This window comes from Streptomyces sp. NPDC014995 (assembly GCF_043080745.1).
Taxonomy (GTDB): domain Bacteria; phylum Actinomycetota; class Actinomycetes; order Streptomycetales; family Streptomycetaceae; genus Streptomyces.
In genome coordinates, this window is the sequence record NZ_JBIBVX010000020.1 from 77,797 (window position 1) to 100,761 (window position 22,965).

Here is a 22,965-nt window from a genome sequence, read left to right on the forward strand (position 1 = left end):
CCCCCCTAAGGTTCACAACGTTGTTGATCATCGTTGGGGGGAATCAGCCATGGCTGACGTCAGACGTTCCTCGGTGGGCCGCGGAGAGGTCGACCGCAGAGGGTTCATCCGTCTCACCGGGAGCGCCGCGTTCGGCGCCTCCCTCGTCGGCTTCGGAGGCGAGGCCGCAGCGGCCGCCTCGGGCATGCAGGCCGCCGGAGACCCGCGCTTCTCCGGCATACCCCGGTCCTGGGTGCTTGGGTCTGGACCGGCGACGTCCTCACCGACGGCCGCTGAACCCCCGGTCACGAAATCGTTATGACGTCCCTCCGAGGGCGCACAACGGCGTCTGACCACGGCATGGACACGACCTTCCCGCCCGAGGCCATCCCGGCGCGGACCTGGTCAGCACGGTCATTGCCTACCATTGCTTCCGGTGTGCGTCCGTGACACCACGGCCGCCGCCCGGCACGCCGGTCCGCCCCACCAGCCCGACCCGAGAAGAAGAGTGCTCAGTGAAAGTCATCAGCATCGTCGGAGCCCGACCCCAACTGGTGAAGCTCGCCCCCATCGCGGCGGCCTTCGCGGAGACTGAGCACGAGCACGTGATCGTGCACACCGGGCAGCACTACGACGCCGACCTCTCCGACGTCTTCTTCTCGGGCCTCGGCATCCCCGACCCCGACGTCCACCTCGGCGTCGGCTCCGGCAGCCACGGTGTGCAGACCGGTGCCGTGCTCTCCGCACTGGACCCGGTCCTGGAGCGGGAGCGGCCCGACTGGGTGCTCGTGTACGGCGACACCAACTCCACCATCGCCGGCGCCCTGTCGGCCGTGAAGATGCACCTGCCGGTGGCGCACCTGGAGGCGGGCCTGCGCTCCTTCAACCGGCGGATGCCGGAGGAGCACAACCGCGTCCTCACCGACCACTGCGCCGACCTGCTGCTGGCCCCCACCGAGGAGGCCGTGCGCCACCTCGCGAGCGAGGGCCTCGCCGACCGCACCCGCCTGGCCGGCGACGTGATGGTCGACATCTGCCTGCGCATCCGCGACCAGGTGCGGGCCGGCGAGTTCCCGGCGCCCGAGCTGCCCGAGGGCATCGACCCGGCGCAGCCGTTCCTGCTGGCGACCCTGCACCGCCCGGACAACACCGACGACCCCGAGCGGCTCGCCGCGATCATCGACTCGCTCGCGAAGCTGCCGGTGCCGGTGGCGCTCGCCGCGCACCCGCGTCTGGTCGCCCGCGCCAAGGAGCACGGCATCGAGCTGGCCCAGGGCAACCTCCACGTCGGCCGCCCGCTGCCGTACGCGAGCCTGGTCGCCGCCGTCCTGGCCTCCGTCGGTGTGGTCACCGACTCCGGCGGACTGCAGAAGGAGGCGTTCCTGCTGGAGCGCATCTGCACCACCATCCGCCCCGAGACGGAGTGGGTGGAAACCGTCCACACGGGTTGGAACGTCCTCGTTCCCGACCCGCACACGCTGTCGCCGCAGGAGTGGGCCGAGACGGTGACCCGTCCCGTGCCGACCGCCGACCCCGGCACGCCCTACGGCGACGGCCGCGCCGCGCACAACGTCGTACGGCTCATGGAGGAGTGGAAGGGGGGCAGCCGGCCCGTCTGACGCGGTACCGGAGGTCGTGGCCGTCCGCCTCACGGGCGGCCACAAGCGACCAACAGTCCGCGCACGTCAGCGTGCTAGCGTCAACAGCTATGTCATCGTCTCCCCCGCCCGGTCCGCCTGCGGAAGGCAAGCGGCCCCACGTCATCTACCTCGCCATCGGATTCCCGCCGGCCGCCAAGAGCTCCACGTACCGGATGCGCGAGACCGCCAACCAGTTCGTCAAGGTGGGCTGGGACGTCACGGTCGTCAATATCGCCCGGGAGTCCTGGGAACTCGACTCCGGCATCGACCTCACCCTGCTGGAGCAGGTCGACCCCCGGGTGAAGATCGTCGAACTGCCGCTGGCGCGCGAAGACCTGGAGACGGACATCCGCCTCTACGACGAGGCGCGCGCCCTCGACCCCAACGGCTGGGTCGCCCAGCTCCGCCGCCGCCAGACCAAGACCTTCCCGGAGCCCAACTTCGGTGAGTGGCGCGGCGACCTGGAGGAGGCCGTGCTGCGCATCCACCGGGAGCACCCGGCGGACCTGCTGCTCGCCAGCTGCGTGCCGTACGTGAACCTCGCCGCCGCCTGGAAGCTGTGGGAGGAGGCGCAGGTGCCGTACGCGGTGGACTTCCGCGACGGCTGGTCCATCGACGTCATCGACGGCGTCGAGGCCTTCGCCCGCGACTCCGAGGAGGGCCGCTGGGAGCAGAAGGTCCTCGACCACGCGGTGTCCCTGTGGGTCGTCAACGACCCGATCGCCGAGCACTACCGCAAGCGCTACCCGGAGTTCGCCGACCGCGTGCACGTCGTACGCAACGGCTACGACGCCGACAGCGCGCCGGGCTGGGTGCACAAGGCGGACCGCGAGTCCGGCCTGGTCTTCGGCTACCTCGGCACGGTCAACTTCACCATCCCGCACCTGGAGACGGTGCTGAACGCCTGGCGTGCGGCCCGTGAGAAGGACCCGCTGCTGGCGAACGCGCGCTTCGTGCTGCGCGGCCACCTCGGCAACGGCGCCAGCCGTGGGGCGAACCGGCACGCCGAGGTCCTCAAGGAGGCCGAGGCCGACGGCGTCTTCTACGGGGGACCCGCGGCGAAGGCCGAGGTCTCCTCGATCTACGCCGGCTGGGACGCCATGGTGCTGATCCTGATCGGCGGCCGGTACGTCACCTCCGGCAAGGTGTACGAGTACATGGCGACGGGCCTGCCCATAGTGTCGGCGCACGCCGTCGAGCACGACGCCTCCAACGTGCTGAAGGGCCACCCGTTGTGGACGGGCGCCCCCGGCCTGGATGTGGAGGGCCTGACCGAGTCGTTCATCAAGGCCGCGCACATGGCGGTGGACACGACCGACGCCGAGCACGCCGAAGCGATGGCCCACGCCGACCAGTTCACTCGTGAGGCGCTGATGTCCGTCGCCGTCAAGAACCTTGTCGAGGAGCTCGCCAAGTGACCGAAGTCCTGCTCGTCGCCACCGACCGGCCGCAGTTCGGCGTCCTGGCATCCACGGTGCGCAAGTTCGAGGCCCTGGGTGCGCGCGTCTACCTGGCGGGCAGCTTCCACCTGGAGGCCGAGGGTGTCCCCGAGGAGCTCGCGGAGGTCGGACTGGCCGGCGCCCACCAGCTGCCGCGCAACCTCAAGCACCGCAGCCAGGCGCTGCGCCGCCGGGCCGGCAAGTCGCCGCGCGGCCTGCGTCTGTGGATGCAGATCGGCCGCGACTCGTGGCTGCGCTCCCGGGCCCGCAAGGCCGACGTGCTCGTCGCGCTGGACGCCTCCGCCGTGTACACGGTGTGGCGGCTGGCCGAGTACAACCGGGGCGCCGCCGCCAAGTTCGGGCTCGCGCCCGCGCTGAAGGCCGTGGAGGAACTGCGGGAGAAGGGCGGCACCGCGGCCCGTTCCTCCGTCCTGCCGCCGCTGCACGCCGTCGCCCGCGATGTGCGCCGCAGCGTCGACAATCTGCCCGCGCAGCTGGTGCGGGCGGCCACCCCGCGGCCCGTGATGCGCTCGGGCGTCGGCGCCCGGCTGTGGCGCTCCGCCGTCACCGCGCCCGGCATGCCCATAAAGGTGCGCGCCGCGACCTCGCGGTACGTCGCCGAGGGCATGCAGTGGGCGGGCCGCACCAGCGGTGCCGCGCTGACCCTCGCGGACGCCGCCGCGAAGATCCCGGACCTCAAGCTGCGGGCGGACCTCTACTACGAGGGCGCCATGCAGGAGATCCGCAGGGGCATCAGCCCGCGCAACCTCGGCAAGGCGGTCGGGGCCCATCTCGCGTACGCCGACGCCGAGTTCGCCGCGGGGCGCACCGACGAGGCGGCCGAGGCGCTGAACCGGGCACTGTTCCTGGACTTCCACCGGGTGCTGCACATCGACCAGCTGTCGTCGCCGCTGGCGAAGGACGCCGAGGGCTTCGTCGCCCCGATGTACCGCTCCAAGGCGTTCCAGGCCCTCAGCCGCCCCCGCGGCCGCAAGGTGCCCGCGGCGCCCGTGCCCACCGACCGCCCGCTGCGGCTGCTGGTGGCGACGAGCGCCAACGACAACTTCCTGCACCTCATCAAGGAGCACTTCGCCGACCACCCCGGCGTCGAGCTGCGCTACCTGGACCTGGCCGCGAACAAGCACCTCAAGCGGATCTCCTGGGCGGCCCCGAGGATGCTCAAGGACCGTCTGGCCGACGGCGCGAGCGACTACCAGGAGGAGGTGGAGCGTCTGATGCGCCCCTACCTCGACTGGGCGGACACGGTGTTCCTGGAGTGGGCGGCGGGCCCGGCCGGCATGCTCACCACGATCGACCCGGGCGACACCCGGATCGTCGTACGCCTGCACAGCTACGAGGCGTTCACGCGCTGGCCGCACATGACGGACTTCTCCCGGGTCGACGACCTCGTCTTCGTCGCCCCGCACGTGAAGGACCTCACCACCTCGCTCGTGCCGATGCTGCGCGGCGAGCAGGCCCCGCGCTTCCACGTCCTGGACAACGCCATGGACCTGTCGGGCTTCAACCGGCCCAAGCCGGCCGAGGCCCGTTTCAACCTGGGCCTGATCGGCATCAGCCAGGTCGCCAAGGACCCCAAGTGGGCCGTGGACGTCCTGGAGCGGGTCCGCAAGCACGACGAGCGCTACCGGCTGATCCTGGTCGGCGGCGACATGGACCCGAAGACCAGCCAGGCCACCCGCGAGTACCGGCGCGAGTTCGACAAGCTGGTGGCGCCGCTGGAGGAGTCCGGCGCGGTCGTGAAGGTCGGCCCGACGGACGACGTCCCGTCGAAGCTGGTCGAGATCGGTACGATCCTCAGCTCCTCGGTGCGCGAGGGCTGCCACGTCGGTCTGATGGAGGGCGCCGCCAGCGGTGCCGTCCCGGTCGTGCGCGACTGGCCGTTCTACGCGGGCAAGCCCAACAGTGCCCGCACCCTCTACCCCGAGGGCTGGGTCGTCGCCTCCCCCGCGGAGGCGGCCGAGCGGATCCTGAAGGTCACGGCGACGGAAGAGGCCTGGCACGCCGCCGGCGAGCTCGCCACCGAGCACGCGCTGACGGTGTGGGACTGGCCCGTGGTGCGCAAGCACTTCGAGAAGCTGTTCCTCGAGGAGAGCTGACCGAGGAGAGCGGATCGAGAATGCCGATCCAGCAGAGCTGACGCCCGCCGGCTGACGCGTGCATGGGGAAGGGCCCCTGGGACACTCCCAGGGGCCCTTCCCCATGCACGTCACCCGGTCGGGTCACGGGTGCCGCAACCGCCAGCCCTCCCAGGCCGACTCCACCATCTCCCGCACACCCCGCCGCGCACTCCAGCCGAGCTCCTCGCGGATCAGGTCGGCGGAGGCCACGACCCGCGCCGGGTCGCCGGGACGGCGCTCACGCACCCGCGGCTCGGCGTCGGTGCGCCCGGTGACGTCCTGGATGATGCCGACCATCTCCGCGACCGAGACGCCCTCGCCACGGCCGATGTTGAGGACGAGCCGGGCCTGCGGGTCGGCGGCGAGCCGGCGCGCGGCCGCGACATGGGCGGCGGCGATGTCCTCGACGTGGATGTAGTCGCGGATGCAGGTGCCGTCCGGAGTCGGGTAGTCGTCACCGAAGATCCACGGCGACTCGCCGGCCTCGAGCCGCTCGAAGACCATCGGGACGAGGTTGAAGACGCCGTCGTCGCCCAGCTCGGGCGTGGCCGCGCCCGCCACGTTGAAGTAGCGCAGCGACGCGGTCGCCATCCGGTGCTGGGCACCGACCGCCGCCACCAGCCACTCGCCGGCCAGCTTGGTCTCGCCGTACGGGTTGATGGGCGCGCACGGCGTCTTCTCGGTGACGAGGTCGACGTCGGGCATGCCGTACACGGCGGCGGACGAGGAGAACAGGAACCGGCCGATGCCCGCGGCGACGGCCGCGTCGAGCAGCACGCGCAGGCCCTCGACGTTCTCGCGGTAGTAGTACAGCGGCCGTGCGACGGACTCGGCCACCTGCTTCTTGCCGGCGATGTGCACGATGCCGGTGACGGCGTGCTCGCGCAGCACCCGGTCGACGGCCTCGCGGTCGAGGACCGTGCCCGTCTCCAGCACGACTCCGTCCGGGAGCCGCTCGGCGCGGCCCGTGCTCAGGTCGTCCAGGACGACGACGGACTCACCGGCGTCGGTCATCGCCTTCACCACATGCGAGCCGATGAAGCCGGCGCCGCCCGTGATCAGCCAGGTCATGAAGAACCCTTCCTGCACCAGAGCCCCGCCCCGGGGTTACGGGGGCGGGGCCACGAGGTTGTTCGCGTACGAGCGTCCTCAGCCGCCGATGACGACCCGGCGGACGCCCTTCCAGGCCTCCGGGTCGGTCGTACGGCGACCGTCGACCAGGACGGTGACGTCCGGCAGGTCGGCCGGGGTCAGCGAGCGGTACTCGGCGTGGTCGGCCTGGAGGATCGCGGCGGTGACCTTCTCGCCGTTGTGCGGGGTCAGGCCGTGCGCCGTCAGCTCCTCCGCCGTGTACATCGGGTCGGAGACGAACGGGACCGCGCCGCGCGCCTTGAGCGCCTCGACGGTCGGGAAGACGCCGGAGAACGCGGTCTCCTTGACGCCACCGCGGTAGGCGGCGCCCAGTACGAGCACGTTGACGCCGGTCAGGTCGCCGTAGGCGGCGGCCAGCAGGTCGACGGCGTACTCGGGCATCGCGGCGTTCGCCTCACGGGCGGAGCGCACGACGGTCGCGGCCGGGTCGTTCCACAGGTACATCCGCGGGTAGATCGGGATGCAGTGGCCGCCGACGGCGATGCCCGGCTGGTGGATGTGGCTGTAGGGCTGCGAGTTGCAGGCCTCGATGACCTTCTTGACGTCGATGCCGTTCTGGTCGGCGAAGCGCGCGAACTGGTTCGCCAGGCCGATGTTGACGTCCCGGTAGGTGGTCTCGGCGAGCTTGGCCAGCTCGGAGGCCTCCGCGGTGCCCAGGTCCCACACGCCGTTGGGCTGCGGCAGGTCGGCGCGCTCGTCGAAGTCGAGGACCTGCTCGTAGAACTCCACACCGCGGGCCGTCGACGCCTCGTCGATGCCGCCGACCAGCTTGGGGTAGCGGCGCAGGTCGGCGAAGACCCGGCCGGTGAGGACGCGCTCCGGGGAGAACACCAGGTGGAAGTCCTCGCCCGCGGTCAGGCCCGAGCCCTCGGCCAGCATCGGCGCCCAGCGGGTGCGGGTGGTGCCGACCGGCAGCGTGGTCTCGTACGAGACGAGCGTGCCGGGCCGGAGGCCCTCGGCGATCGCCTTCGTCGCGGAGTCCATCCAGCCGAAGTCCGGCACGCCCTCGGCGTCCACGAACAGCGGGACGACCACGACGACGGCCTCGGACTCGGCGACGGCGGCGGCGGTGTCCGTCGTCGCGCTCAGCAGCCCGGCGTCGACGGCCTGCTTGAGCTTGACGTCGAGGTCGTGCTCGCCGGGGAACGGCTCGACACCGGCGTTGACCAGCTCGACGACCTTCTCGTTGACGTCCGCGCCGATGACCCGGTGGCCCTTCGAGGCGAACTGCACCGCCAGCGGGAGCCCGATCTTGCCGAGCGCTACTACACAGATGTTCATGGAGGGTCGCTACTTCCTTTTGGAACCGGTCGGCTTCTTGGCACCGTTCGGCTTGGACTTCTTGGCACCGCGCCGCTTCACGCGGACGGCACCGGACTTCAGCTTGCGGACCAGGCGCCCGAGCGCCCGTCGGACCAGTGTCCTCTTCGGGGGGTACAGCTGGGCCGTGTCGATGACCACACGCCCCTTGTCGTTCACCACGGCCGACGCCCGGTACGGGTCCCCGGCCGGCCCCCACAGGCGGGCCAGCGGCATGGGCAGCCCCTCGCCGCGCACGGGGATCTCGTACGTCCGGCCGGCGAGGTCCAGATAGACCCGGACGCCTCGCTTGGCGGTGTCGTGGTCCAGCGGCACACGGGCGTGCAGCACGCTGGCGGCGCCGTCCTGGGCGGGCTCCACCCGCATCTCGCCGACGACCGGCGGCAGGACGTGCCCGACCTTCAGGCGGCGCCCGCCCGGCTTGTCCGCCGACTTGGGCATGGCGCCCTTGACGAGCCGCAGCACGAGCCGGGTCGCGTCGGCGTCACCGACGACCGGCACCCGCACGGACACCGAGTAGGTGAGCCGGTCGTCCTGCTGCTCCCAGGCGGAGGCCAGCAGTTCGGTGCCCTCGGCGAGCCGGCCGGGGACCGACTCCTCGAGCAGCTGGTAGGTGCGGTCGGACAGGCCGATGCGCGGGTCGCGGAAGCCCGGGTAGCGGGCGTAGGCGCGGTCGCCCTCGACGACGAACGGCGGGGCCCCGTGCTCCTTCTCGGAGGTGATGGCCTCGCACAGCTCGTCGATCGCCCCGGCGTGCGCCAGCGCGATCCGCACCCGGCGCCGGACGTCCATCGCGTCGCGGATGCCGTCGGTGAAGTAGGTGTCGGCGAGGCGCGCGATGCCCGCGCAGATCTGCCGCTGCAGTTCGCGGTCCAGGCCGGGGAAGTCGTCCTGGATGAGCTTGGCCAGCTCCCAGGTGAAGTGCCGGCGCAGCACGGCGTCACGCTCCGGGCCCGCCTCGATGAGGCCGGCCGTGAAGTCCATGATCTCCGCCGCGCACCGCAGCCGCGCCAGGTGGTCGGCGCGGTAGGTGATGTTGCTCGCGTCGCCGCGCTTGACCGCGAAGTAGCAGATGTAGTCGGCCACCACCGAGATCTTCCGGGCGCGCACGCACGCCTCGATGGTGAACGGCTGGTCGCTGCCCACGGGCATGTGCTCGGGGAAGCGCAGCTTGTGCTTCTCGACCAGCTCACGCCGGAAGAGCTTGGTGTTGGCCAGGGTGAACGGCAGCGCGGAGTCGTACAGGCTGACGTCCGCGACGTTCTCCTTGTAGAGCGCCTGGTGGACGTACCGGCCGTTGGTGCCGACCATCTTGCCGACGACGACGTCCGACTCGTTCTTGTCGGCGCACTTCACCATGCGCTCCAGGGCTTCCTCGCCGAGGTAGTCGTCGGAGCCGATGAAGTACACGTACCGGCCGGTGGCCACCTCCAGCGCCCGGTTGCTGGGCGCGGCGGGGCCGCCGGAGTTGGGCTGGTGGATCACCTTGACGGTGTCCGGGTACAGCGCCGCGAACCGGTCGAGTTCGCGGCCGCTGTCGTCGGTGGAGCCGTCGTCGACGGCGACGATCTCCAGCCGGTCCCGGCCGATGCTCTGCCCGAGGAGGGAGTTCAGGCACTCCGTCAGGTAGGGCATCGTGTTGTAGACGGCAACGATGACGCTGACGTCAGGCGCAGCACTCATTCTCCGGCTCCTGGTCTCCGACAGCCGACGGCCGGCTGGGTCCTGCGGGGAAGGTCTCACAGAACATAGGAGTCCCACCGAGCACACACCGTTCCCCCGATGGGTGACGCTCAGCTGCCATGGACGGCCAGATCCTCCGGCTGAAGGGACACGCTGCGGTTGTCCGTCGCCGACTGCAGCACGGCGGCCGCGACCTCGACGGTCCGCATGCCCTGGCGGAGCGTGCAGATGTCGGCGGCCTTGCCGAGCACGGCGTCCCGGAAGAGCTCGTGCTCGACCAGGAGCGGCTCGCGCTTCGGGATCGCGTAGCGGATCATGTCGCCCTCGGAGACACCGCGGAAGGCCCGCAGCGCCTCCCACTCGGTGGTCACCGCCGCGTTGGAGTGGAACGTCAGGTCCGCGGTGAGGGTGTCGGCGATGAAGCAGCCGCGCTCACCGGTGACCGACGTGAACCGCTCCTTGAGCGGGCTCAGCCAGTTGACCAGGTGGTTGACCATGGTGCCGTCGTCCAGGCGGCCGACCGCGGAGACCATGTCCTCGTGCTCACGGCCGCTCTTGGAGACGGTGTGCGCGGCGATGGACACGTACTGGCGGCCCGTCACCCAACCGGTGAGGTCGATGTCGTGCGTGGCGAGGTCCTTGACCACGCCGACGTCCGCGATGCGGTGCGGGAACGGGCCCTGGCGGCGGGTGACGACCTGGTAGACGTCGCCCAGTTCGCCGGCCTCCAGGCGGGCGCGCAGCGAGCGCAGTGCCGGGTTGCATCGCTCGATGTGGCCGACGCCGGCCACCAGACCGCGCGACTCGAACGCCTCGACGAGCCTGCGGGCGCCGTCGACGGTGTCGGCGACCGGCTTCTCGATCAGCGCGCAGACGCCGGCCTCGGCGAGCGCCAGACCGACCTCCTCGTGCAGATGGGTCGGACAGGCCACGACGGCGTAGTCGACCCCGAGGGCGATGAGTTCCTGAACGGTGTTCAGGATGGGGGCGCCCTGCGCGGCACCGAACTTGTCGCCCATCGGGTCGACCACACCGACCAGTTCGACGCCGTCCAGACCGGACAGCACACGGGCGTGGTGACGCCCCATCGAACCGAGGCCGATGAGTCCGGCCCGCAGCGGCTTGCTCACAGCTGTTCTCCCAGCGCGTTCACAGCGGTCACGATGCGCTCCAGGTCCTGCGCGGACAGGGCCGGGTGGACGGGCAGCGAGACGACCTCGGCGGCCGCCCGCTCGGTCTCCGGCAGGTCCCAGGTGCGGCCGGCCTTCTGGTCCGGCTCCCAGTACGGCTTCAGACGGTGGATCGGGGTCGGGTAGTACACGGCGTTGCCGATGCCGGCCTCGGTGAGACGGGCCATGGCGGCGTCACGGTCGCCCCGGATGCGCACGGTGTACTGGTGGTACACGTGCCGCGCGCCCTCGGCGACCTTCGGCGTGACGACGTTCGCCGCGGTGATGTGCTCGGTGAGGTACGTGGCGTTGGCGATGCGCCGCTCGGTCCAGCCCGTGAGCTTGGCACGCTGCACCCGGCCGATCGCGGCGGAGACGTCCGTCATCCGCACGTTGGCGCCGACGATCTCGTTGGCGTAGCGCTGCTCCATGCCCTGGTTGCGCAGCAGGCGCAGGGTCCGGGCGACCTCCGCGTCACCCGTGCTGACCATGCCGCCCTCGAGGCTGTGCATGTTCTTGGTCGGGTAGAAGCTGAACGTGCCCGCGGAACCGAAGGCACCGACCGGGGTGCCGTGCAGCGCGGCCGCGTGGGCCTGGCAGGCGTCCTCGACGACGGCGAGCCCGTGCTGAGCGGCGATCGCCATGATCCGGTCCATCGCGGCCGGGTGGCCGTACAGGTGGACCGGCATGATCGCCGCCGTGCGCGCGGTGAGGGCCGCCTCGACCGCCGCCGGGTCCAGACAGAAGGTGTCTGCCTCGATGTCGGCGAAGACGACGTCGGCGCCGACCAGCCGCACCGCGTTGGCGGAGGCCGCGAAGGAGAACGACGGCACGATGACCTCGTCGCCCGGGCCGATGCCGAGCGCCATCAGGGCCAGGTGCAGCGCGGAGGTGCCGGAGTTGACCGCGACACAGTGCCGCCCGTCGACCAGCTCCGAGAACTCCTCCTCGAAGGCTGCCACCTCGGGGCCCTGGACGACCCGGCCGCTGCGCAGCACGCGCACCGCGGCCTCGATCTCCTCCTCGTCGATCACAGGTCTGGCGGCCGGTATGAACTCATGGGCGTCGGTCATCGACATCCCCTCCTCTACGGCGACCTCGAAGGCGCGTCGTGCATGATCGGGAAGGGGCCGCGTCGAACCCGGCACGGCCGCATCCCTGGGTGTTCACCGCTGCCGGTGGGCGGGCGAACGGCTTGGACACAGGACCCCGCCCCCGAGGGTTCCTTGCGGGAAGACAGCCGTATCCGGGCTGGAGGACCGGACGTGCAGGTCGGCTGCGGTCACGGTGCGCATGGCTGTGGCCACCGAGACCACAGTTCACGTTACCAGCATGAGGATGGCGATTTTCCCCAGGGTTACCACAGTGAAACCCCCTCGGCGGGTGCGGTCGATCACAAGCGAAACACAGGGTAACCCGCCCGGTAAGGGGCAGCGCCGCAAGCGGCGGCGCGGGTCGCCCGGTGTCGGAACCGGGTGCCCCGCGCCGCCCATGTGACGCCTGCCCTGCGGTGTGCGGGACTGGTCAGTCCTCCGTCGTGGCCGAGACGGACGGGACGCTCTGCTGCGCCGCCGCCGTCTTCTTCGCCGTCGTCTTCGCGGCCTTCTTCGCCGTCGTCTTCTTGGCCGCCGTCTTCTTGGCGACCGTCTTCTTGGCCGCCGTCTTCTTGGTGGTGGCGGCCTTCTTCGCCGTGGCCTTCTTGGCCGTCTTGCGGGCGGCCGCCTTCTTGGCGGGAGCGGCCTCGGCCGGCTCCTCGCCCGCCTCGGCGTCGGCCGGAGCCTCCGCCGGGTTCTCGGCAGCGGCTTGCGCGGGTGCTTCGGCGGCGGGCTCGGCCGCAGCCTCCGCCGCGGCCGACGGGACGACCACGACGGCCGTCTCCTCGGGCGCGGTGGGCGCGGTGGCCTTGCGCACGGCACGGCGCCGCGGACGGGCCGGAGCCGCGCTCTCGACGACCGGTTCGGCGACGGCCTCCGCCTCGGCCGTGCCCTCGGGCTCGGCGGGCCGCTCCGCCGCGACCTCCGCCGGCGCGGACTCGGCGACCGTGACCACGGCAGCCTCCGCCCCCGCGGGCGAACCGGCCGGCGCGGACACCTTGCGGGTGGCCCGACGACGGGTACGGCCCTTGGGCGCGGCCTCCTCGACGACCGGAGCCTCGGCGGCCGCGGCCTCGACGACCGGGTCCTCGACGGCGACCGGCTCGGCCTGCGCGGCCACGGCCTCGGCCGGCTGCACCGGACGCTCCGCCTCCTCCTCGACCGTGACGTCCTGCGCCGTGGGCGCCTCCATGGGCGCCTCGTCGGCGACCGCCTTCCGGGAACCGCCCCTCGGCGCGCCCGCCGGAGCCGACGCCCGGCGGCTCGCCCGGCGACGGCCGCGTCCACGCGTGGCCGCGGCCTCCGCCTCGGCGACGCTGCTGTACAGCTCCTCGTCCGGCGCGAAGTCGGGGGCCTCCAGCGCGAGTGGCGCCGCCGCCTCGGCGGCGACCTCGGCCTCGCTCTCGGCCTCCGCGGCGACGGCCACCACGGCCTCGGCGGTCTCGGCGGCCACGGCCTCGTGCTCGTGGGCCTGCCCGTCCCCGCCGCGGCCGCGCTTCTTGCGCTTGCCGCCGTTGGCGGAGGACGGCTGGTCCAGATGGACGATGACACCGCGGCCGTTGCAGTGGACGCAGGTCTCGGAGAACGACTCCAGCAGGCCCTGTCCGACCCGCTTGCGGGTCATCTGCACGAGCCCCAGCGAGGTCACCTCGGCGACCTGGTGCTTCGTACGGTCACGGCCCAGGCACTCCAGCAGGCGCCGCAGCACCAGGTCCCGGTTGGACTCCAGCACCATGTCGATGAAGTCGATCACGATGATGCCGCCGAGGTCGCGCAGCCGCAGCTGGCGCACGATCTCCTCGGCCGCCTCCAGGTTGTTCCTGGTGACCGTCTCCTCGAGGTTGCCGCCCTGACCGGTGAACTTGCCGGTGTTGACGTCGATGACGACCATCGCCTCGGTCCGGTCGATCACCAGCGAACCGCCGCTCGGCAGCCAGACCTTGCGGTCCAGCGCCTTGGCGAGCTGCTCGTCGATCCGGTACGTGGAGAAGACGTCGACCTCGGAGGTCCACCGGGACAGCCGCTCGGCCAGGTCCGGCGCGACGTGCGAGACGTACCCGTGGATGGTCGACCAGGCGTCGTCACCGCTGACGACGACCTTGGTGAAGTCCTCGTTGAAGATGTCGCGGACGACCCGGACGGTCATGTCCGGCTCGCCGTACAGCAGCGTCGGGGCGTTGCCGCTCTTGGCCTTCTTCTGGATGTCCTCCCACTGCGCCTGGAGCCGCTCGACGTCACGGCGCAGCTCGTCCTCGCTCGCGCCCTCGGCGGCGGTGCGCACGATGACGCCCGCGTCCTCGGGGACGATCTTCTTGAGGATGGTCTTCAGCCGGGACCGCTCGGTGTCGGGCAGCTTGCGGCTGATGCCGGTCATCGAGCCCTCGGGCACGTACACGAGGTAGCGGCCGGGGAGGGAGACCTGGCTGGTCAGACGGGCGCCCTTGTGCCCGATCGGGTCCTTCGTCACCTGCACGAGGACCGACTGGCCCGACTTCAGGGCGGACTCGATGCGGCGCGGCCCGTTGGCCATGCCCAGCGCCTCGAAGTTGACCTCGCCGGCGTACAGGACGGCGTTGCGGCCCTTGCCGATGTCGATGAAGGCGGCCTCCATCGACGGCAGCACGTTCTGGACCTTGCCCAGGTAGACGTTGCCGACGTACGAGGTCGACTGCTCCTTGTTGACGTAGTGCTCGACGAGCACGCCGTCCTCCAGGACGCCGATCTGCGTACGGTCGCCGTTCTGCCGGACGACCATCACGCGCTCGACGGCCTCGCGACGGGCCAGGAACTCGGCCTCGGTGATGATCGGGACGCGGCGGCGGCCCTGCTCACGGCCTTCCCGGCGGCGCTGCTTCTTGGCCTCCAGACGGGTCGAGCCCTTGATGGACTGCACCTCGTCCGACGGCTCGCTCGCCTTGCGCGGCTCGCGCACCTTGACGACCGTGCGCTCCGGGTCGCCCTCGTCCGGCTCGGCCTCCGCGGCGCCGTCCCCGGCACGGCGGCGACGGCGACGGCGGCGACGGCTGCCGGCGGTGGAGCCGCCGGTCTCGTCGGCGTGCCCCTCCTCGGCGTCCTCTTCCTCCTGCTCGGCGGTGTCCTCGGCGTCCTGCTCGGCCTGCTCGGCGGCGAGTTCCTCGGCCTCGGCCTCCCCGGCCTCGCCCTCGACGGCCTCACCGCGACGGCGACGACGGCCACCCCGGCGGCGACGGCGCCGCGAACCGCTCTCCTCGCTCTCGTCGTCACCCTCGACGACGTCCTCGGCCTCGTCGGCCTCCTCCGGCTCCGCCTGGTCCTCGGCGACGGCGGGCACGGCGGCCTCAGCGGTCTCCTCGCCCTGGCCGGCACCACGGCGCCGACGGCGGCGCCGCGCCCCGGTCTGCTCCTCGGGGAGCTCCTCCACGGGCTCGACGGCCTCGACGGGCTCGGGCTCGACGGGCTCCGCCCCGACGGCCGCCGCCTCGGCAGCCGCGCGCTGCGGCGTCTGGAACCTGGGCTCGGTGAACACGGGCGGCTGGAACACGGCGACGGCGGGGCGCGCCGGACGCCTCGGCGCCTCGGCCTCCTCACCGGCCGGCCGCGCGGGCTCGGAGAAACCGACCGCGGCCTTGCGGGCGACGCGCCGCCGCCCACGACGGGGAGCGGCGTCCTCGTCGGCCTGAGCGGCGGGAACCTCAGCGGCCTCGGGGGCCCGGGCAGGCTCGGAGACCTTGGCGGCCTCAGCCTCGGGCGCCTCGGGAGCCTTCACCTCGGCGGCGGCGGGCACCTCGGCCTCGGGGGCCTCGGCGGCCTCCGCCGGTTCGGCGGGCGCGGCCACACGGCGCGTGGCCCGACGACGGGTACGCCGCGGGGCGGCCTCCTCGGCGGCGGGAGTCTCGGTGGGGGCCTCGGCGGACGCCTCCGCCTGGACCGTCACCGGCTCCTCGGCGACCTCGGCGGTCTCCGCCTCCGCCTCGGCGGCCTTGGGCGCACCGGAGGGCGCGGCGACCCGGCGGGTGGCACGACGCCGCGGACGCGCGGACGCTGCCTCGGCGACGGGCTCTTCGACGGAGGGCTCCTGCACGGGCTCCTCCGCGGTCTCGACGGCGGCCACCGCGGTGTCGCCCGCCGCGGCGGGCGCGGACACGCGGCGCGTGGCGCGGCGGCGGCTACGGCGCGGGGCGGCGTCCTCGACGACGGCCGCGCTCTCCTCGACGGAGGTGATGTCCTCGGCGGACGCGACCTCGGCGACCGGCTCCGGCGTCTCGGCGGCGGTCACCGGCACCACCGTCTCGGCTGCCTCGGCGGGCGCGGGAGCCCCGACGGGCGCGGTGGCACGACGGGTGGCACGGCGGCGCGGCCGCGCGGACGCGGGTTCGGCGGCGGACTCGACGGCCTCGTCGACCGCCGCGGCCGGAGTCCCGGCAGCCTCCGCGGTCTCGTCCGTCTTCTCCTCGTCGCTGTCGTCCGTCACCAGATCGGCGGCGGGCGCGGCGGCCGGTATGGCCGGCGCGACGGTCTCGGCCGGGGTGTCGGCGGAGGCGGCCGGCGGGCCGGCGGGGCGGGAAGCGGCACGGCGCCGGCGACGCGGCGGCAGGGTGTCGCTGGGGGTGTTCGAATCGGAGTCCGTCACGGACTCTGTGGTTTCGGTCGGCTCGAGCATGCGGGTGTATCTCCCGTCAGGCTCCCGGGCGCCGCACCTGGTCCGGCGTCGATCTCGTCGATCGCCGTTGACGTCCGCGGCTCGCGCTGTGCGCGGTGCCGCCGTCCGGGGCGCGGCCGCCGCACGGGAGCTCTCTGTGTCCTGTCTCGCCGGTTCCGTACACATGTTGCGTACGGCCTGGCGAAAGTCTTCTGGTCGGTGCGCTGCCCGACCCAGGTGGCTCCCGAGTACGAGGGCGGCGCTACGACGTCCGTCCCTGTGCGGAACCTTCCTTACGCCGGCGCCTTCGCGGCGGCAGTCGGATCGGCCGTTGAGCGGGCCTCGGCTGCCTCGCGGTCGGGCGCGAGCGGGTCGGTCACCGCGCCGGTCTCTTCATCGAACAGCCCCTGCGCCAGCCTGGTCACCGCTGCGGGGACCGGCGGCGCCAGGTCGGCCACGGCGCGGAGACCGGACAGGACGTCGTCGGGTCGTACGGCAGGCGTCACGTGCCGAACCACCAGCCGCAGTATCGCACAGGGCTGGTCGATAGGCCTATCAGCCTGTGGAAAGTGCGTTTCCAGCCGTACGACGGCGGAGCGGGCGTCGAAGGTGCGGACGCCGTTCTTGGTGAGGCGCTGGACCTCGACGGTGTCGGCCGCGTTGAAGGCGTTCACCGCGCGGTCGGCGTCCGCGGGGTCCACGCCCTCCAGGCGCAGCTCCCACACGGAGGCCGTGAGCCGGTCGGCGAGCCCCGGGGTACGGGCCTCGACCGCCTCGATCACGTCGAGCCCGGCGGGCAGCGACTCGTCGAGGAGCTCACGCAGCTTCTGCGGGTCCCGCGCCTCGGTGAGCGCGATCTCCAGGTACTCCGCCTCGCTGCCCGTGCCGGTGGGTGCGGCATTGGCGTACGACACCTTCGGGTGCGGCGTGAACCCCGCCGAGTACGCCATCGGCACCTCGGCACGGCGCAACGCACGCTCGAAAGCGCGCTGGAAGTCACGGTGGCTGGTGAACCGGAGGCGGCCGCGCTTGGTGTAGCGCAGTCGGATGCGCTGCACCGCGGGTGCGGGCGGCGGGCCTTCGGGCTGTCGCTTGCCCAGTGTCGTTCAGTCCTTCGTGAGAGCGGTCGAACTGCCACCAAGAGTACGTGTCCCACGGCGGGAAGGTTCCCCACGGACCACGGCCTCCCGCTTCCGGGGTTCCCCGAAGAGCATCCGCCGCACGTCGGCGCGGGCCTGGCGTACGGACTCCCGGGCGGCGGTCAGGGCCTGGCGGGTGGCCCGGCCGACGGCGCGGGCGGCCTCGGCGGCGGGGCGCAGGACGGTGTCGCGGACGACGTGCCCGACCGGGGTCAGCACGGTGCGGTACACCCAGCGCACCGGCTCCACGAAGATCCACCGGAAGAGGCTCGCCAGGAACCGGCCGACGGCGAGCGAGACGCGTCCCGCGATCCGCCAGGCGTGCCCGAGGGCGTCCCACACCTCCCGTCCCACGACGGCGAGGACACGGCCGGCCGGCGCGAGGACCCAGCGCCACAGCGCGACCGCCGGCAGCACGAGCAGGATCCGGGTGACCCAGTACAGGACCCGGCCGACACCGGCGACGAGCAGTCCGAGGAGCCGCCACACCCCTCGCGCGCACCAGGCGATCGCCCGCCCCACGGGCGCGAGGATCCAGTCGTACAGCCATCGGGCGGGTACGACGACGAGGTGGCGCGCCAGCCAGGCCGCGGCCGTGGCGATGCCGACCCCGACGGGGGCCAGCACGTGCGCGTACATCCAGGTGAGGACGGCGCCGGTACCTCGCGCCAGCCAGAGGAGGGCGTGGCCGACCGGGGTGAGGAGGTGGCGGTGGCACCACACCAGCGGGACGACGACCAGCACCTTGCCGAGCCAGGCGAGCGCCCGGCCGACGGGGACGACGACGTACCGCCACAGGCCGACGAGCGGCCGGACGACGAGGACCGCGCCCAGCCACAGCAGGGCCCGCCCGAAGGGCCGCAGCACCGTGTCCTTCAGGAAGCGGCCGGCGACGACGAGCGCGTCCCAGGCCATCCGCACCGGCACGACCAGCACGAGCACGACGATCCGCACGGGCAGCCGGACCGCGACGACGAGACAGCCCTCCGGGGGCTGCTGTGCGGGCTGTCGGGCGGGCGGCTTGTCGAGGTCCATGTCCACGTAGACGCCACAGCCGCCTGCCCGGATCCCGCCCGCGCGGGTCGTGTTCGGTCAGTTGCCGCCCGGCTCCGCTGCCGGTTCCGGTCGGGAAGGGATAGGGGGCGCAGCGGTCGGCTCGGGGGTGGCCGTGCGCACTCCCCGGCCGGCTGCTTCACCGGCAGCGGCGGCGGCTTCTCCGCGGATCCCCCGTCGGCCCAAAGCCGGCGCACACTCCGCACATGGCGAGGCACCGCGGCCCCAGGCGTTCCACGAGCGTCGCCACCACCGGCGCGGTCGCGGTGGCCCCCATCCTGGTGGGCCGTGCCAGAGCCACGGTCATGCTCGAGCCGTCGGCCAGGGCGTACCTGCCGACGAGATAGGGGGTCAGGGGCTCCGGCTCACGTTCCTCCCACGCCCCGACACCGGGGTGTCCCGCATACCCGGCCGAGCCGGCGGCGCGGGCCGCGTCGTACTCCTCCTTCAGCGCCGTGATGATCAGCGCGTCGACCTCGCCCATTCCGCCTCCCGTGACGGGCCCACCCAGGACGCACCTCGCCTGTCCGATGCTCGATACCCAAACACCCCGGCGGACAAGGCTGGTCGCACCGCGCGCGAAAGGCAACATCACCCTCAGCGGGGGCGGATGCCCGTATCCGGCGCTTGATCAAGTGGTGGCCCGGCTGCGGGGCGGAGCTCCACGGCGTCCGGCTCAGGACTCACTCCACGGGACACGAACGAGCCCCCTCCCCACGTGGAAGGGGGCTCAGCTCGTCACGCGGTCGCGCATGAGCCTGGGACGGGCCTCACATGATCCGTTCGCTCGCTCAACCCGGCCGGCGCCTCGATCACCGGCACGAGTGCCTCACTCGCCTCAGTGCGTGTGACCGCTCGAAGCGGGCGCCGGTGCGGCGTTCTTGACCGACAGCGGCAGCAGCTTCTTGCCCGTCGGGCCGATCTGGATCTGCGTGTCCATCGCGGGGCAGACACCGCAGTCGAAGCACGGCGTCCAGCGGCAGTCCTCGACCTCCGTCTCGTCGAGGGCGTCCTGCCAGTCCTCCCAGAGCCAGTCCTTGTCCAGGCCGGAGTCGAGGTGGTCCCAGGGCAGGACCTCCTCGTAGGTGCGCTCACGGGTGGTGTACCAGTCGACGTCCACGCCGAACGCGGCCAGCGCCTTGTCGGCACAGCTCATCCAGCGGTCGTACGAGAAGTGCTCGCGCCAGCCGTCGAAGCGGCCGCCGTCCTCGTAGACGGCACGGATGACCGCGCCGATACGGCGGTCGCCGCGGGAGAGCAGGCCCTCGACGATGCCGGGCTTGCCGTCGTGGTAGCGGAAGCCGATCGAGCGGCCGTACTTCTTGTCGCCGCGGATCTTGTCCCGGAGCTTCTCCAGGCGGGCGTCCGTCTCCTCGGCGCTCAGCTGCGGCGCCCACTGGAACGGGGTGTGGGGCTTCGGGACGAAGCCGCCGATCGAGACCGTGCACCGGATGTCGTTGGAGCCGGAGACCTCGCGGCCCTTCTGGATGACGCGCGTCGCCATGTCGGCGATCTGGAGGACGTCCTCGTCCGTCTCCGTCGGCAGACCGCACATGAAGTACAGCTTCACCTGGCGCCAGCCGTTGCCGTAGGCGGTGGCGACCGTGCGGATCAGGTCCTCCTCCGAGACCATCTTGTTGATGACCTTGCGCATGCGCTCGGAGCCGCCCTCGGGGGCGAAGGTGAGGCCGGACCGCCGGCCGTTGCGCGTCAGTTCGTTGGCGAGGTCGACGTTGAAGGCGTCCACGCGGGTGGAGGGCAGCGAGAGGCCGATCTTGTCGTCCTCGTAGCGGTCCGCCAGACCCTTGGCGACCTCGCCGATCTCGCTGTGGTCGGCGCTGGACAGCGACAGCAGGCCGACCTCCTCGAAGCCGGTCGCCTTCAGGCCCTTCTCGACCATGTCGCCGATGCCCGTGATGGAGCGCTCGCGCACCGGGCGGGTGATCATGCCCGCCTGGCAGAAGCGGCAGCCGCGGGTGCAGCCGCGGAAGATCTCCACCGACATGCGCTCGTGGACCGTCTCGGCCAGCGGAACGAGGGGCTGCTTCGGGTAGGGCCACTCGTCGAGGTCCATGACGGTGTGCTTCGACACCCGCCACGGCACGCCCGACTTGTTGGGGACCACGCGGGCGATCCGGCCGTCCGGCAGGTACTCGACGTCGTAGAAGCGCGGGATGTACACCCCGCCCGTCTTCGCGAGGCGGAAGAGGACCTCCTCCCGGCCACCGGGGCGGCCCTCCGCCTTCCACTCGCGGATGATCCTCGTCATGTCGAGCACGGCCTGCTCGCCGTCGCCGATGACCGCCGCGTCGATGAAGTCGGCGATCGGCTCCGGGTTGAAGGCCGCGTGGCCGCCGGCCAGCACGATCGGGTCGTCGATGGTCCGGTCCTGGGACTCCAGGGGGATGCCGGCGAGGTCCAGGGCGGTGAGCATGTTCGTGTAGCCCAGCTCCGTGGAGAAGGACAGGCCGAACACGTCGAACGCCTTCACCGGACGGTGGCTGTCCACCGTGAACTGCGGGACACCGTGCTCCCGCATCAGGGCCTCCAGGTCCGGCCACACGCTGTACGTGCGCTCGGCGAGGACGCCCTTCTGCTCGTTGAGGACCTCGTAGAGGATCATGACGCCCTGGTTGGGCAGCCCGACCTCGTACGCGTCCGGGTACATCAGAGCCCAGCGGACGTCACAGTCGTCCCAGGGCTTGACGGTGGAGTTCAGCTCGCCGCCCACGTACTGGATCGGCTTCTGCACATGCGGGAGCAGGGCTTCGAGCTGCGGGAACACCGACTCGACAGACATCGGGGGAACTTTCGTGAGCTGACAGGGTGACCATCTAGCGTAACCCGGTCGGAAGAGCTCTCAGACCGCCATCGCCGCGCCGATCGTCGCCCACGCCTCCGGCAGCGCCGCCTCCGCCAGCTCCGCGCGCCGTTCCTCGTGGCCGTACAGCAGCCCGTAGGTGAACGCGCTCTCCCCCGCCGCGTGTGCCTGGGCGGCGAGGTCGCGCAGGGCCTCGCGGGTCATCACGCTGTCCTGGTGGTCACCGAGCAGGCCCTGGAGGGACTTCATCAGCCGGACCAGGTCGACGGCCGGTTCGCCGAGCGCCGGCGCGGCCGCCTCCGCCGAGTACCGGGTCCGTTTGGCCTTCTTGCGGGCCTCGTGCAGCGCCAGGTCCCGCTCGGGCCCGGGCTGCTGCCCGAGCGCCTCCTCGACCAGCGCGGCCACCTGCCCGAAGTCCTTGCGCACGGCCTTGGCGATCACCTTCGACGGCTCACCCGCGGCGGCCGGGAGCAGGGGCGGGTCGTCGACCAGCCGGTCCAGCGCGTCGAGCAGCGCCAGGTACCGCCCGCCGTCCAGTACGGCGGTCAGGCGCCGGCGTGAGCCGCTGCCGCGCGCCCGTGACCAGGTGCGCAGCCGGTTGCGGACCGGGCCGGTGACCAGCGGGCGCGGGAGCGCGTCGAGGGCGGCCGTCAGCCGTTCGGTGAGCACCTCCTGGTCCCGGTCCACGCCCAGCTCCCCGGCGAGCCACTTCAGTTCCTCGCCGATCGGGTCGGTGACGGCGCGGTCGAGGACCTTGGCGTACGAGCGGAAGGCGCCGCGCGTGCGGCGGGTGGCCACGCGCATGCGGTGCACGGAGTCGGGGAGGTCCCGGCGGACGGCCGGGTCGAGCTCGACGAGGGCGTCGCGCTGGGCCCGCAGGTAGGCGAGGACGTGGTCCCCGGCGGTCACCGGCCCGCCGGAAGCTCTCCCCTCGCCGGCCGTCTTCGCCCGCCTGCCGTTCCGCTTCCCGCTCCTCTTCCCGTTCCCTTTGCCGTTCTCCTCCCTCCGCGCTCTCCCCTTCTTCCGCTTCGGCTCCGTCTCCGCCAGTGCCCGCGCCAGCTTCGACGCGGATCCGGACGGCCGTACGCCCGCCTTGCGGAGCCGTTTCTCCACCTGGTCGAGGAAGGCCGGGTCGCCGCCGTCGGCGAGCTCGACCTCGATCTCGGTCCACTGGGCGGAACCGCCCCGCCCGGCCAGCCGGTCCGCCCGGACGGCGTCCACGCTGACCTCGGCGAGCAGCCGGCCCTCCGCGTCGACGAGGTCACGGACATCACGGGCGGAGCGCAGCCGGACCACCGGTACCAGCTCGGCGTCCCGCACCCGGGAGCGGACCAGCCCGGCGAGGACGTGGGGGACGGTGTCGGACAGCGGGGCTCTGATCTCGTCCCGGACGCCGGGGGCGACGGGGAACTTCAGGTGCCAGCCCGCGTCGGAACCGCCGGTGCGGCGGCGCAGGGTGAGGGAGGCGGCGGCGAGCCGTTCGTCGGCGGTGTCGTAGTAGGTGGCGTCCAGTTCGGCGACGCCCTTGTCGAGGACGGCCGCGACCCCGGCGACGCCGGTCAGGTCGGGCAGCCCACTGTCGTCGGATTCGTACTTGCGCTCGATCTCGCGTTTCGTCTCCGCCATGGACCGAATCTAGTGGCAGCCGAGCCCGGGCGGCAGGGCCGACCGGGCTCGGATCGCCGCCGCGCACAGGGCCGGCAGCACGTCACGCGAGGTC

The 22,965-nt window shown here is 72.4% G+C and carries 14 protein-coding genes; 3 read left to right on the top strand and 11 right to left on the bottom strand.

Going from position 1 to position 22,965, the window contains the following annotated elements; translation table 11 throughout:
- Positions 1-494: 494 nt before the first annotated feature.
- From wecB to ACF1A1_RS33110, 3 genes are all read left to right on the top strand, one after another.
- Positions 495-1,598 carry a non-hydrolyzing UDP-N-acetylglucosamine 2-epimerase gene (wecB, locus tag ACF1A1_RS33100; RefSeq protein ID WP_392004849.1) on the top strand — a complete coding sequence of 368 codons (1,104 nt, stop codon included), beginning with the start codon at positions 495-497 and terminating at the stop codon, positions 1,596-1,598.
- 194 nt (positions 1,599-1,792) lie between these two features.
- The gene (locus ACF1A1_RS33105) at positions 1,793-3,037 is read left to right on the top strand and encodes a glycosyltransferase (protein ID WP_392005002.1); all 1,245 of its coding nucleotides are present in this window, start codon (positions 1,793-1,795) and stop codon (positions 3,035-3,037) included.
- A complete protein-coding gene (locus ACF1A1_RS33110) occupies positions 3,034-5,175 on the top strand; it encodes a glycosyltransferase family 1 protein (RefSeq protein ID WP_392004851.1) in 2,142 nt (713 codons plus the stop codon). Before ACF1A1_RS33105 ends, ACF1A1_RS33110 begins: the two co-directional genes overlap by 4 nt.
- Positions 5,176-5,298: 123 nt before the next feature.
- On the opposite strand, the gene galE is transcribed toward ACF1A1_RS33110, so the two are convergent.
- From galE to ACF1A1_RS33165, 11 genes are all read right to left on the bottom strand, one after another.
- Positions 5,299-6,267, bottom strand: coding sequence for a UDP-glucose 4-epimerase GalE (gene galE, locus ACF1A1_RS33115; protein ID WP_392004853.1), 969 nt, complete (start codon positions 6,265-6,267; stop codon positions 5,299-5,301).
- 78 nt (positions 6,268-6,345) lie between these two features.
- Positions 6,346-7,629 (bottom strand): nucleotide sugar dehydrogenase, encoded by a 1,284-nt coding sequence (locus ACF1A1_RS33120; protein ID WP_392004854.1) that lies wholly within the window; start codon positions 7,627-7,629, stop codon positions 6,346-6,348.
- Between the two features lie 9 nt (positions 7,630-7,638).
- Positions 7,639-9,351, bottom strand: coding sequence for a glycosyltransferase family 2 protein (locus ACF1A1_RS33125; RefSeq protein WP_392004856.1), 1,713 nt, complete (start codon positions 9,349-9,351; stop codon positions 7,639-7,641).
- A 110-nt stretch (positions 9,352-9,461) separates the two neighbouring features.
- Positions 9,462-10,481: a Gfo/Idh/MocA family protein gene (locus ACF1A1_RS33130; RefSeq protein ID WP_392004858.1), complete on the bottom strand. Its 1,020-nt coding sequence runs from the start codon at positions 10,479-10,481 to the stop codon at positions 9,462-9,464.
- Positions 10,478-11,593, bottom strand: a complete 1,116-nt coding sequence (locus ACF1A1_RS33135) for a DegT/DnrJ/EryC1/StrS family aminotransferase (protein WP_392004860.1) — start codon at positions 11,591-11,593, stop codon at positions 10,478-10,480. The genes ACF1A1_RS33130 and ACF1A1_RS33135 overlap by 4 nt, the downstream gene beginning before the upstream one ends.
- A 451-nt stretch (positions 11,594-12,044) precedes the next feature.
- Positions 12,045-16,253, bottom strand: coding sequence for an Rne/Rng family ribonuclease (locus ACF1A1_RS33140; RefSeq protein ID WP_392004862.1), 4,209 nt, complete (start codon positions 16,251-16,253; stop codon positions 12,045-12,047).
- A gap of 272 nt (positions 16,254-16,525) precedes the next feature.
- The gene (locus tag ACF1A1_RS33145) at positions 16,526-17,290 is read right to left on the bottom strand and encodes a TIGR03936 family radical SAM-associated protein (protein WP_392004863.1); all 765 of its coding nucleotides are present in this window, start codon (positions 17,288-17,290) and stop codon (positions 16,526-16,528) included.
- A 48-nt stretch (positions 17,291-17,338) separates the two neighbouring features.
- Entirely contained in the window at positions 17,339-18,406 is a 1,068-nt protein-coding gene (locus tag ACF1A1_RS33150) for a hypothetical protein (protein ID WP_392004865.1), read from the bottom strand.
- A 157-nt stretch (positions 18,407-18,563) separates the two neighbouring features.
- Positions 18,564-18,908 carry a hypothetical protein gene (locus ACF1A1_RS33155; RefSeq protein WP_392004866.1) on the bottom strand — a complete coding sequence of 115 codons (345 nt, stop codon included), beginning with the start codon at positions 18,906-18,908 and terminating at the stop codon, positions 18,564-18,566.
- A 354-nt stretch (positions 18,909-19,262) separates the two neighbouring features.
- On the bottom strand, positions 19,263-21,224 hold the full coding sequence (locus tag ACF1A1_RS33160) for a TIGR03960 family B12-binding radical SAM protein (RefSeq protein ID WP_392004867.1): 1,962 nt from the start codon (positions 21,222-21,224) through the stop codon (positions 19,263-19,265).
- 60 nt (positions 21,225-21,284) lie between these two features.
- Entirely contained in the window at positions 21,285-22,871 is a 1,587-nt protein-coding gene (locus tag ACF1A1_RS33165) for a CHAD domain-containing protein (protein ID WP_392004869.1), read from the bottom strand.
- Positions 22,872-22,965 lie beyond the last annotated feature (94 nt).